11 protein-coding genes and 1 tRNA gene are annotated in these 12,432 nt (G+C 55.2%); 9 read left to right on the top strand and 3 right to left on the bottom strand.

The annotated features are described in order from the left end of the window. The first annotated feature begins 263 nt into the window (after positions 1–263). The 7 genes from U2949_RS03785 (at position 264) to glnQ (ending at position 5,732) form a co-directional block, all read left to right on the top strand. Positions 264–339: transfer RNA gene (locus U2949_RS03785), tRNA-Lys, on the top strand. 246 nt (positions 340–585) lie between these two features. Then, positions 586–1,596 (top strand): methionine ABC transporter ATP-binding protein, encoded by a 1,011-nt coding sequence (locus U2949_RS03780; RefSeq protein WP_247965900.1) that lies wholly within the window; start codon positions 586–588, stop codon positions 1,594–1,596. Continuing rightward, a complete protein-coding gene (locus tag U2949_RS03775) occupies positions 1,593–2,252 on the top strand; it encodes a methionine ABC transporter permease (protein ID WP_022983463.1) in 660 nt (219 codons plus the stop codon). The genes U2949_RS03780 and U2949_RS03775 overlap by 4 nt, the downstream gene beginning before the upstream one ends. Before the next feature lie 50 nt (positions 2,253–2,302). Further along, positions 2,303–3,094 (top strand): MetQ/NlpA family ABC transporter substrate-binding protein, encoded by a 792-nt coding sequence (locus U2949_RS03770; RefSeq protein ID WP_009455007.1) that lies wholly within the window; start codon positions 2,303–2,305, stop codon positions 3,092–3,094. 228 nt (positions 3,095–3,322) lie between these two features. Beyond that, a complete protein-coding gene (gene glnH / locus U2949_RS03765; RefSeq protein WP_373568170.1) occupies positions 3,323–4,054 on the top strand; it encodes a glutamine ABC transporter substrate-binding protein GlnH in 732 nt (243 codons plus the stop codon). Positions 4,055–4,227: 173 nt separating this feature from the next. After that, a complete protein-coding gene (locus tag U2949_RS03760) occupies positions 4,228–5,007 on the top strand; it encodes an ABC transporter permease subunit (protein WP_022983464.1) in 780 nt (259 codons plus the stop codon). Beyond that, positions 5,004–5,732 carry a glutamine ABC transporter ATP-binding protein GlnQ gene (gene glnQ, locus U2949_RS03755; RefSeq protein WP_009454997.1) on the top strand — a complete coding sequence of 243 codons (729 nt, stop codon included), beginning with the start codon at positions 5,004–5,006 and terminating at the stop codon, positions 5,730–5,732. The genes U2949_RS03760 and glnQ overlap by 4 nt, the downstream gene beginning before the upstream one ends. A 111-nt stretch (positions 5,733–5,843) precedes the next feature. Here glnQ and U2949_RS03750 read toward each other — a convergent pair whose 3' ends face one another. From U2949_RS03750 to U2949_RS03740, 3 genes are all read right to left on the bottom strand, one after another. Further along, on the bottom strand, positions 5,844–6,551 hold the full coding sequence (locus U2949_RS03750; RefSeq protein WP_026485190.1) for a membrane protein: 708 nt from the start codon (positions 6,549–6,551) through the stop codon (positions 5,844–5,846). Positions 6,552–6,714: 163 nt separating this feature from the next. After that, the gene (gene murU, locus U2949_RS03745; protein WP_026485191.1) at positions 6,715–7,425 is read right to left on the bottom strand and encodes an N-acetylmuramate alpha-1-phosphate uridylyltransferase MurU; all 711 of its coding nucleotides are present in this window, start codon (positions 7,423–7,425) and stop codon (positions 6,715–6,717) included. Further along, positions 7,425–8,471, bottom strand: a complete 1,047-nt coding sequence (locus U2949_RS03740) for an aminoglycoside phosphotransferase family protein (protein ID WP_321286242.1) — start codon at positions 8,469–8,471, stop codon at positions 7,425–7,427. Before U2949_RS03740 ends, murU begins: the two co-directional genes overlap by 1 nt. A gap of 123 nt (positions 8,472–8,594) precedes the next feature. On the opposite strand from U2949_RS03740, the gene U2949_RS03735 reads away from it, so the two are divergent. Continuing rightward, entirely contained in the window at positions 8,595–10,982 is a 2,388-nt protein-coding gene (locus tag U2949_RS03735; protein ID WP_321286239.1) for an LPS-assembly protein LptD, read from the top strand. Beyond that, positions 10,975–12,426 carry a peptidylprolyl isomerase gene (locus U2949_RS03730; protein ID WP_026485194.1) on the top strand — a complete coding sequence of 484 codons (1,452 nt, stop codon included), beginning with the start codon at positions 10,975–10,977 and terminating at the stop codon, positions 12,424–12,426. The genes U2949_RS03735 and U2949_RS03730 overlap by 8 nt, the downstream gene beginning before the upstream one ends. Positions 12,427–12,432 lie beyond the last annotated feature (6 nt).

Below are 12,432 nucleotides of genomic sequence, written 5' to 3'. Positions count from 1 at the left end.
GCTAGACGAACCTGATCGTCTTTGAATGCCTCCCGGCATTGGGGTTTGACCTCAGTCTCGGGAGGCATTTTCTATTTTCAGCAGTAAATACTCCTGGATAGATGTTCCGATTTTGTTTCTGAAACAGGGAAAAGGGCAGGGGCGGGGCCTTGGCAAGACGCTGTTTTCAGGTTTTTTAAAGAAAAACGCCTTTTTTCCAATTATTTTGCATTTAGTGCTTGACGGCTCCTTCGAATCAGGCCATAATTTCATCTTTCAGTCGGGGGTCGTTAGCTCAGTCGGTAGAGCAGCGGACTTTTAATCCGTTGGTCGCGCGTTCGAGTCGCGCACGACCCACCACTAAACTGAAACGTAGAAACAAGGCCGCTCTTAGCGGCCTTTTTCTTTGGGCGCTTGCCTTGCACAGCCAAGGTCACATCCGCGCATTGGCCGGTCGGAAATCTTGCTATACAGTGCAGCCCTCAGTATGGTTTCAATATTTCCTTGGGTTATATCTATCTGGTCATAGTCAAATTTGCTTTATGGTAAATTTCGCTTACAGCTCAGGCTTTTATAACTCGACTGACTAACTAGGCTGAGTTCATCTTGATTCGTCTTGAACACATCTCAAAAACCTATTCCTTGGCAGGCAAGACCGTTCATGCTTTGAACGACGTTTCCTTGCAGATTCACCAAGGAGAGGTCTTCGGTATTATTGGTCGCTCGGGTGCTGGGAAAAGTACGCTGATCCGCATGCTCAATCTGCTTGAGCAACCCAGTTCAGGCCAGGTCTGGGTGCAGGATCAGGACATCACACGCTTTTCGGGTGCGCAGTTGCGCGCTTTCCGACAAGGCGTGGGCATGGTGTTCCAGCATTTCAATCTGCTTCATTCCCGCACGGTTCTGGATAATGTCTGTTTTCCTCTGCGCCTGGCAGGGGTAGACCGCGCCCAACGTCACGCTCGCGCTCTGGAAGTGCTGGAGCTGGTGGGCTTGAAGGACCATGCCAATAAGTATCCCCGTCAGTTATCGGGCGGGCAGCAGCAGCGCGTCGGTATTGCTCGTGCCCTGGCCAATCGACCGCAGCTTTTGCTGTGCGACGAAGCGACCTCGGCGCTGGATCCGGAAACCACCCAGTCGATCTTGCGGTTGCTGCGCGAGATCAATCAGGAATTGGGGCTGACGATTGTCCTGATTACCCACGGCATGGACGTAATTCGTTCTGTCTGTGATCGGGTTGCCGTGATTGATGCCGGCAAGATTGTGGAGTGTGGCGAAGTGCTGGATGTGTTTCTGCACCCGCATCACCCCACCACGCAGTCCTTGCTTAGTGAAAGCGGCGTGAACGCTGATGACTGGCATGCGCTGGCCGAAGGAGTGACTGGCAGCGTCATGCGCCTGAGTGTGCGCGGTGTGGCGACGACAGAGCCCCTGATCAGCCGTATTACCAGCCAGTTGGGGCTGAATGTCAGCATCTTGCAGGGAGCCATTGGCCGCATCAAAACCGAGCCCTACGGACAACTGGTCGTGGCCGTGCAAGGGGATGCGCAGGCTAAAGCAGGGCTGGATGCCTTGCTGACTGAATTGAATGTCCAATTTGAGGTATTGCGACCATGAACTTTAGCAACCTGGATTGGGCGCTGATTGGTGAGGCCACGATTGATACCTTGTTGATGACGGGTATTTCGCTGGGCTTTACCGCAATTATTGGTTTGCCATTAGGCGTGCTGCTGTTTCTGACCAGCCGCAAGCAGATGTTGGACAATGCCTGGATCTACCAGAGCTTGTCCCTGATCGTGAATATTTTGCGGTCCGTGCCGTTCCTGATTCTCCTGATCGTCATTATTCCTTTGACGCGCATTCTGGCTGGTACGTCGTTGGGGGTGCAGGGTGCGATTCCGCCTCTGGTCTTGAGCGCCGCGCCGTTTTTTGCCCGTTTGGTCGAGAACGTTCTGCGTGAACTGGACCCCGGTGTGAATGAGGCCTGCCGTGCCATGGGAGCGAACTCCCGTCAGACCGTTTTGCTGGCTTTGCTGCCCGAAGCCACAACCGGCATTGTGGCGGCCCTGATTGTGACCGCGATTGCGCTGGTGGGGTATTCGGCCATGTCCGGTGTGATCGGCGGCGGTGGCCTGGGTGACCTGGCCTTGCGCTTTGGTTATCAACGATATCAAACGGATGTCATGGTGGTGACCGTGACTATCCTGGTGGTGCTGGTGCAACTCCTGCAGGTGTTTGGAGACGCCATGGTGGCTCGCTTGAGCCGAAAATAAGTCCTGGCAGCTATCGTCATAGTCTTGCCTTTCTGAAACTGGAGTCGCTCATGTCTTTGAAGAAATTTGTTCCCGTTCTGGCCTTGTCCGTGTCGGCTCTGCTGGCCAGCGTGGCCCAAGCTGCCGAGACCCTGTCGGTTGCTGCTACCCCCGTGCCGCACGCCGAACTGCTGGAGTTTGTGAAGCCTGCTTTGGCCAAGGAAGGTGTGAACCTGGATATCAAGGTGTTCACCGATTATGTGCAGCCCAACCAGCAAGTTGCTGACGGCCACATCGATGCCAACTTCTTCCAGCACAAACCTTACCTGGATACCTTCAACAAAGAACACAAAACCGATCTGGTGTCGGTGGCCGTGGTTCACGTTGAGCCCTTCGGTGCCTACTCCACCAAGATCAAGAGCCTGGACGAGCTGAAAGAAGGCGCACTGGTGGCGATCCCTAACGATCCTTCCAACGGTGCCCGTGCCTTGCTGTTGCTGCAAAAAGCCGGCGTTCTGACGCTGAAAGATCCCTCCAACATCCTGGCAACCTCGCGTGACGTGGATCAGAACCCCAAGAAGCTGAAGTTCAAGGAGCTGGAAGCCGCTACCTTGCCTCGCGTTCTGGCTGATGTGGATATCGCCCTGATCAACACCAACTACGCGCTGGAAGCCGGTCTGAACCCCACCAAGGATGCTCTGGCTATCGAAGGTGCAGACTCCCCTTACGCTAACTTGATCGCTGTGGCTGCCAAGTCCAAGGACGACCCACGTGTGGCCAAGTTGATCCAGGCTCTGCATAGCGAAGACGTGAAGAAATTCATCGCTGACAAGTACAAAGGTTCTATTGTTCCTGCGTTCTGAATTTGAGTGTTGATACGACTCGCTGTATGAAAAAACCTCGGGATTTCCCGAGGTTTTTCTTTTTTTAAAACTATTAAATACAAACAGTTGTGCTGCTTCGGGTAGGATAGATCAACGCTGGGGCAGGTCATGAGCCTGCGCTGACTTGGGTAAAACATCGAACTGGCTGGTTTTGGGTCAGTCCCTACAGAGGAGTAACGGATGTTCAATAAGAAAATGAAAACCCTGATGGCTGGTTTGGCCTTGGCTTTGGCTTTGCCCGCTGGGCAGGCTCTGGCACAACAAGGCAAAGAGCTGGTGGTCGCAACCGATACGGCGTTTGTGCCTTTTGAGTTCAAGCAAAACGGTAAATACACCGGTTTTGACATCGACCTGTGGGATGCGGTCGCCAAGAAGGCCAATCTGAATTACCGCTTCCAGCCCATGGACTTCAACGGCATTATTCCAGGCCTGCAGACTCGCAATCTGGATGCCGCGCTGGCCGGGATCACCATTCGTGATGACCGCAAGCAAGTGATCGATTTCTCCGATCCTTACTACGAAAGCGGTCTGGCCATTCTGGTCAACACCGATAACTCTGCAATCAAGACTGCCTCCGATCTGGAAGGCAAGACTGTAGCGGTGAAGATCGGTACCGCCACGGTGGACTTCATGCAGCGCTCGGTACCTACCGCCAAGCTCAAGCTGTTCCCCAATATTGATAATGCTTTCCTGGAGCTGGCAACCGGCCGTGTGGACGCGGTGGTGCACGATACGCCTAACGTACAGTACTACGCCCAGACCGGTGGCAAAGATCGTGTGAAGGTCACTGGTGCTGTGAAAAGTGGTGACTTCTACGGTATTGCCTTTCCCAAGGACAGCGAACTGGTGCCAGTCGTGAACCAGGCTTTGAAAGATATTCGTGCTGATGGCACCTACGACAAAATCTACCAGAAATGGTTTGGCAAGCAGCCTGAATAAACAGGCGTAAAGCCAAGCGCATGCCAAGCGGTGATCGCGTGTCGTAACGGGATCACCGCTTTTATTTTTTGACGCTCTGTTGTGGGTGTTTATTCAAAGACAAAGGTAGCACTGTGACTTTTGAATGGGACGCTATCTGGGGGGCTTTACCCAGCCTTCTGGAAGGTACAAAAATGACGCTGCTCATTACCCTTTTGGGTTTGGTGGGTGGCGCTATATTGGGTTTTCTGACCGGGGTGATTACCACCTATATTCGGGTACCGGTCACCTGGCGCCGAGCCGCCTTGTTCGTGTTGGGCGTGTTTGCACTGGGCTTTGCGCTCAAGGGCCTGTCCTGGCTGATGAGCAATTGGCTGAGCTTTGTGCCAGCCTGGATCTGGAGCTCCATACAGGCGCTGATCGCTCTGTCGCTATTGGGCTTTTTCAGACGCTATCTGTTGTATGTGCTCTCTTTCCTGTGCCAGCTTTACGTGCTGTTCATACGCGGCACGCCTATCGTGGTGCAGGTGATGTTCATCTACTTCGCGCTGCCCATGCTGGCCAGTATCCGAATTGACGGGCTGACCGCGGCGATCTTCACCTTGATGATCAACTCCGGGGCCTATATTTCCGAGATTGTGCGTGGTGCCTTGCAATCTGTGCCCAAGGGCCTGAAAGAGGCCGGAGAGGCCATGGGCCTGCCATTTCACAAGATCTTGCGCCACATTATCGGACCGGTGGCGTTTCGCCGCATGATTCCCGCCATGGGTAATCAATGCATTATCAGCTTGAAGGATTCTTCGCTGTTTATTGTGATCGGGGTTGCCGAGCTGACCCGTCAGGGCCAGGAAATTATTGCGAACAACTTCCGTTCGGTGGAGATTTGGGGAGCGGTGGCGGTGATCTACCTGATCCTGACCAGCCTGATTGCCCTGACGCTGAAGTTTATTGAACACCGCATGAGGATTGTATGAGTATTGTCGAGTTCAAGAAGGTAACCAAGCGCTTTGGCGACAATATCGTGCTCGACGATATCAGTCTGAATATTGATAAAGGCGAAGTGGTTGTGGTGGTTGGTCCGTCCGGATCGGGGAAATCCACCTTCCTGCGCTGCATCAACAAGCTGGAAGACATTCAGGCTGGCGATATCGTGGTCAATGGTTTGAGCGTCAATGGCACGCCCGCTCAGGTACGCGATTTGCGCCGGGAAGCAGGGATGGTGTTCCAGCAGTTCAATCTGTTTCCACAGATGAGCGCTTTGGAAAACGTCATGTTCGGGCCTATCCATACGCGTGGCACCAGCCGCTCTCAGGCGCGTGAGGAAGCGACGGAGCTGCTGGCCAAGGTCGGCCTGGCCGAGCGTATGAATCATTATCCTAACGAGCTGTCCGGTGGTCAGCAGCAGCGGGTCGCCATTGCTCGTGCCTTGGCGATCAAACCCAAGCTGATGCTGTTTGATGAGCCTACCTCCGCACTGGACCCGGAACTGCGTCAGGAAGTGCTCAAGGTCATGCAGTTGCTGGCTGAGGAGGGCATGACCATGGTGGTGGTGACGCATGAGATGGATTTTGCGCGTCGTGTGGGTAGCCGTCTGATCTTTATTGATCAGGGCAGGGTGGCGCACGATGGCCCGCCTGCGGAGTTGCTGAGCAATCCACCTAGCCAACGTTTGAAAGACTTTTTGCAGCACGTGGCTTAAGAGTCTGGCTGGATCGTCGGCTATAAAAAAGCCCTTCAGGATTTTGGCGATGAAGCCAAGGGCCTGAAGGGCTTTCTTGTGACTGCCAGCCTGTGCGTGACAGGCCAGCGCTTATCGGGCAGGCGTCACGTAGATGGTGCGCGTGGCAACGACGCGGTTCGCACCATCCGGCTTGATGCGGATCGTGACCTGACGGGGCGTAAAGCCGGCTGGCAATTCTGCAGAGCCATTGATGTAGGCGTAACGACCTACGCTGACAGGCTGGCTGGGCAGGTCCACATTGCCGCTGCGACCATTGCTGTAGCGGCCAGCAGCAACCAACTCCATGGTGCCGGTGAATTCGGCGTCCTTGCCCTTGTCCTGCATCAGCAGCACAAAGTGGTTCAGTTGGCCGTCCGTAACCGAGAACTCGGCAGCGCGAATGCCCGGGGAGGTGCCGCGTGGGTCAGGAGGCATGGCATCGGCAAATAGCGCGATATCCTTTTCCAGCTTGGTGACCATGGCCTGCAGATCGCTGGTCTGCTTGCCCAGCTTGTCTTCCTTCTGGCTGACATCTTCAAGATCGCGACTGGTCTGGTTCAACTGAGCCTGCAGGCGTTGCTTGTCAGCATTGGCGCTGTTGAGGTCATAGTGCAGTTGTTCCGACTGCTCCACGGTCAGGCGCGTAGGGCCATAACTTTTTTGCAAGAACAGCAGGCCACCAGCACCTAGGGCAATACCTGTCAAAAGCAGGACAAACCAGCGTGGAATACGGCGTTTTCGACGGCTGGAGCCGTAGGCGGTGGGTTTGAATACGGTGCGTTTGGAGGAACCAAGCATGAGAACAGACGTTCCTGTCAGACAAGGGACTCAAAGCAAATCAAGTCCCGATTACAAAACCCATTAGCATAGACGTCATTGGGGCTATGGAGGCGGGATGGCTGGCTTTGTTGCCCTTTGTTGTGCTTGGAAACGTCTGCCAGCTAGCCTGGAAAATATCAGTTTACTGTGAGGGTGCTAACGATTCCAAGTGTTGGTTTAACTGGGCTAATCGTTCAGGGGTACCGACATCCATCCAGAAACCTTGATGGAGGCTGCCCAGCACCTGCCGGCGCTCGATGGCAGCATGCAGCAAAGGAGCGGCTTTGGCAGGCTGGTCTTTGGGCAGATGGGCGAAGAGTTCGGGTTTGTAGACCCCTATGCCGCTTAAAGTGGCACTACGGGCACCCGCAAGGGTTTTGGCGCATAGGTGCAATTGTCCGTCTTGGATGCCAAAGTCCCCTTCGGGATGGTGGGGCGGGTTGGGTGTCAGGATCAACCAGGCCTGCTCCGGGCCTGCTTGCAGACGTTCGGCCATGACAAAGGCTTGGGCAGGATCCCAATCGGACCAGATATCGCCATTCATCAACAGGAAAGGCTGGTCCTGGAAAAAATCCAGTGCCTTGGCAATGCCACCGGCGGTTTCCAGCGCTGATGATTCAGGCGAGTAGCTCAGGCGCAGGCCCCATTGGCTGCCATCACCCAGTGTGGATTCAATCTGCTCACCCAACCAGGCGTGGTTGATGATCACTTCTCGAAAGCCGGCTTTGGCCAGCGCGCGCAAGTGCCAGACGATGAGAGGCCGACCACCTGCCGGAATCAGGGGTTTGGGGCAGGTGTCGGTCAAGGGGCGCATGCGCTCGCCTCGACCGGCCGCCAGAATCATGGCGCGCATCAGACCGTCATGCCCAAAACAGTTTGGCGACCTTCCAGGCGGTTCAGCAGGCGCAGCAAACCGTTGAAACACTCGTAGCGGCTGGCCACCTGATGTACATAGCCCAGCAGGCGGGGCATATGATCCAGATAATGATGTTTTCCGTCACGCAGAGAGAGGCGGGCAAACACACCCAGAATGCGCAGATTGCGTTGCAGGCCCATCCATTCGTATTGCTGGTGGAACACGGCAAAGTCGGCAGGCACATCCAGGCCCGCTTCCATGGCGGCCTGCCAGTAGCGAATCGCCCAGTCCAGTTGCTGCTCTTCCGTCCAGGTAACGCGCGCGTCCATGACCAGGGAGGCAATGTCATAGGTGATGGGGCCTGCCAGGGCGTCCTGGTAGTCGATAACGCCGGGCTCGCTCTGGCCGGGCAGGGGCATCATCAAATTAGGGCTGTGGAAATCCCGGTGTACGAGTACAGTAGCGCTTTGCACATTGGCCTGAACCAGCTCGGCAAAGGTTTTGCGCAACATCCCATGATCTTTTTCGCTTAGTTCGAACTGGCGATGTTTTTGGATGTACCACTCGGGGAACACCTGCAGTTCTTCCAGCAAACGCTGTTCGTTGTAGGGAGGCAAACCCGTGGTGTCGGCTTGTTGCAGTTTCACCAAGGTCAACAGCGTACTGCGGTACAGTTTGTCCAGCTCGCTTTGCGGCATGGGGTTTTTCAGTGCGGTCTGAAAATTGTCCTGACCCAGATCGCTGAGCAGCAAAAAGCCTTGTTCAGTGTCTGCTGCCAGGATTTCGGGCACGTGGATGCCCGTCGGTGCCAGCAGTTCGGTAACGTGCACAAAGGGCTTGCAGTCTTCCGTGGCCGGAGGCGCATCCATCAAAACGACGGTTCGATCCTGGGCTTGCAGGCGAAAGTAACGGCGAAAGCTGGCGTCGCTGGAGGCCGTTTGCAGGCTGTCCAGATCCAGTCCAAAACGGGACTTCAGGGTGTTCAGCCAGGTAATTGCTTGCTGCAAACGAGGGTCGGTAGCGGCAGAAATAGAAGCAGACATAAATAAAGGGAAGCAGAAGATCGTAACGGATTAGTGTTTAGCAGTGCCGCTAAACGGCAGGCTTAACTATAATACTGGGTCGCCAGGGTTTTTCGTCTCTGGTGGAACAAATGCAGGACATAAATGCAGGACACAACTGGAGGCGCAGTCTTAGTGCGAGTTGCGGCGTGGTATATCGTGTTGATGATGACAGGCATGGGGGTCGCCCAGGCTCAGTCGTCCGTGCGTCCGTCTTTAAAGACGTCCCCCGGTTTGCAAGTGCGCAAGCTCCAGGAAGAGGATATGGCCGTCTATCTGATAGGCGACCAGATGAAAACACTGGAAGATGGCACCTTGCGTCTGGAAGGCGGTGCTCAGGTCCGGCGCATTGATTCTGTCGTCAAAGGCGACCGGATCGACTATCAGGAAAAAACCGGCCAGGTGGAAGTACGTGGCAACGGCCTGATCATGCGTGATGGCGCCTTGGTGCGCAGCCCGGAGTTTGATTACAACCTGGACGCGGATACAGGACGCATGTCGTCCCCGGAGTTCTGGCTGGGGGCCACCGGCGGCAGCGGTACAGCGACGCAGGCTGATATTCTCAGTTCCAACCATATGCGGCTATCCGATGTGAATTACTCGGGTTGTCCATGTCCTGAACCTGCCTGGTATATCCAGTCGCCCAAGGTTGATCTGTATTCCAAGGAAAACGAAGGGGTGGCGCGTAATGGCGTCTTGTACTTCAAGGGTATGCCCCTGTTGTATTCCCCCTACCTGACCTTTCCGCTCCGTAAAGAGCGCAAGTCCGGTTTCCTTTTGCCTACTTACGGCATGACGACGCGGGGTGGCATAGACCTGAGCGTGCCGTATTACCTGAATCTGGCCCCTAATTACGACGCCACCCTGACGCCTCGCTTCATGGCTAAACGCGGCGCCATGTTGGAGGGGGAATTCCGGTACCTGGGTGACAGCTTCTCCGGAGAGTTGACCGGTAACTACCTGCCTGATGACAAGGAGCTGGGTTATAAACGCTGGCTGTTCATGGGGCAGTATCGTCAGAGTCTGCCTGCCAGCTTCTATTTGAATGCGGATATCCGCCGTGTCTCGGATGATGATTATTTCCGTGACTTCAGCAGCTTTGGATTGAACGATTCCACCATCCAGGATCTGGCCAGCACGGTGACTCTGGGTTGGGGCGGTTCCAAGTATTTCCGCTCTCACGTCAGTGCGACGCGCTATCAGACCCTGCAGGATTCTTCTACTGGATATCGTCAGCCACAGTACGACAAATTGCCTGAGTGGTATTTGGGTGCATCCCGTTATAACTGGGGTGGCTTTGATGTAGTCAGCGATAACTATGCAACCCGTTTCCGCTTGCCGTTTTACAGTGGCAACCTGAGCGAATTTGACGATATGCGCAGTACCCGTCTGGCTCCAGACGGTACGCGTTTCTCGTCCTACACAACGGTGGCTTATCCTGTCATTCGCCCAGGCTGGTACATCACGCCCAAAGCGGGCCTGCACATGAGCCAGTACCAGACAGACTGGTATGTGGGCGATCCTAATATGGTGCGTTTCGCGGACCGGGCCCGTACGCAAAGTCGTGTCTTGCCTATCCTGTCCGTGGATACGGGCATGACCTTCGAGCGTGATACGACCTTGTTTGGCAGCGACTCCATTCAAACTCTGGAGCCGCGTGTTTACTATCTGTACGTGCCTTATCGCGACCAATCCTCGCTGCCCTTGTACGATACCAGTCTGGCCAGTTTCAACTTTGCCCAGGCTTTCAGTGAAAATATCTTCTCCGGTGGTTGGGACCGTATTTCCAATGCAAACCAGGTCACCGTGGGTCTGACGTCCCGCTGGCTGGATGCTGACACGGGCTTCGAGCGTCTGGTTCTGCAGGCCGCTCAGCGCTTGTATTTTGATAAGCAAACCGTAACACTGGGCGATGAACAAGCGCGTACCAGCACCCGCTCAGACTATCTGGTCGGTGCCAGTGCGGCTTTGACCAATACGTTCTCGGTCAACTTCGATGCGCAGTTCAATCCAGACGAGAAACGTCGTAATCGTCTGGCCTCCGGTATTCGTTGGCGTCCTAAACGCCTGGCAACACTGGGTGTGAACTATCGTTATGAGCGTGACCCCCGTCAGGTCGTTGATCCCAACTTCACGCCGACAGACGAAGACCATCGTGGCAAGGAATACGTTTCCATGACAGGCCAATGGCCTTTGAGCAACAAGGTGTACGCTGTGGGACGTTACGATTATTCCATCCAGGAAAGCCGTGGCACGCAAACGGTGCTGGGGCTGGAGTATAAAGGCGACTGTTGTTGGGCGGCTCGTGTGGTGATGCAACGCTATGCGGTTTCGGCCAGGGAAACCAATAAGGCCCTGTTCTTCCAGCTGGAGCTGTCCGGTTTGGGCGGAATTGGCAACGACCCTATCAAAATGCTGCGTGACCGTGTGATTGGCTATGAACCCGTCACCAATCCCGTACAGGAAAAAATGATTCATGAGAGGTATGAATAATATGCGTTTCAGCTTGAAAAACCGTACCCTGTCATTGGCTTTGATGGCCGTCATGGGGCTGGGCACGGCTCAAATGGCTCAGGCGCAGTCCAAGCCCGCTGCAGCCAAGGCGGCACCCGCTGCTTCCTCCCAGTTTGTGGATGGCATTGCTGCCGTGGTCAATGACGAGGTGATTACCCTGCGCCAGGTTGATCTGGAAGCCGCACAGGTGCTGGAACAGTTAAAGCAGCAGAAAATTCCTGCTCCTGATCATGACATCTTGCGCAAACAGGTTTTGCAGCGTCTGATCAATGAACGCCTGGAGCAGCAGGAAGCTCGCGCCATGGGGATTTCAGTCGGTCCACAGCAAGTGGATGAAGGTGTGCGCATGATTGCCTCGCGCAACAATATGACCGAAGCCCAGTTGCGAGCCGAAATTGAAAAGAATGGCATTAGCTGGGAGCAGTACCGTGCCAATCTGAAGCAGGAAATCCTGCTGGATCAGTTGCGCATGCGTGCGGTCGACAGCAGCATCAATATTACGGACGCCGACATTGATATGTACCTGCGCTCTCAAGGTGGCGCAGGTTTGGGCAATTTGGGGCAATCGGCAGCACAGGCGCAAAATGCACCTGTCAGTCTGGCGCAGATCCTGGTGCGTGTGCCTGAAGGCGCGAACTCCAGTGAAGAAGCGCGTTTGCGGACCAAAGCTGAAGGCTTGTTGGCCCAGGCTCGTTCGGGCGCAGACTTTGCCGGTTTGGCTGCCTCCAACTCGGATGGTCAGGAAGCTCTGAGCGGCGGTGTGATGGGGACTCGGTCCTTGTCCGACTGGCCTGACTTGTTTGCACAAGCTGTCCATAACCTTGCCCCCGGCCAGGTTTCCGACCTGATTCGCAGTGGTCAAGGTTTCCATATTCTGAAGGTGCTGGAGCGTGGCGGTGCTGCGCCTGGCAATACCTCGCCTGTGCCCAGTGCGGCATCGGCTCAGTCCGGTCCCATGATGGTGACCCAGACTCATGCCCGCCATATTCTGGTCAAGCTCTCCAAGGTTATGACTTCCGAGCAGGCTCGTCAGCGTATTGAGCAATTGCAAGAGCGTTTGCGCAATGGCGAGTCCTTCCAGGATCTGGCCAAGCGGTACTCGGAAGACAGCAGCGCACCACAAGGTGGTGATTTGGGTTGGCTCTCGCCTGGCGAGACAGTGCCTCCGTTTGAGCAAGCCATGAACAAGCTGCAACCCGGTAACGATACCGCCGTGGTGGAGTCCCAGTTTGGCTGGCACCTGATCCAGGTGATCGAGCGCCGTACCCGCAATATGGAAGGCGAGTACAAGCGCATGCAGGCCCGTCAGGCTCTGTTCCAGCAGCGTGCCGAGCCTGCCTTTGAAGATTGGCTGAACAGCCTGCGCGGCCGCGCTTACATTGATAACCGTTTGGACCCCGAGTCCAGCACCCGCCGTCGCTAAGGATAA

This window comes from Alcaligenes phenolicus (assembly GCF_032063905.1).
Taxonomy (GTDB): Bacteria; Pseudomonadota; Gammaproteobacteria; order Burkholderiales; family Burkholderiaceae_B; genus Alcaligenes; species Alcaligenes phenolicus.
The sequence above is the reverse complement of the archived record's forward strand: the minus strand, read 5'-3'. Positions and strand labels throughout refer to the sequence as shown.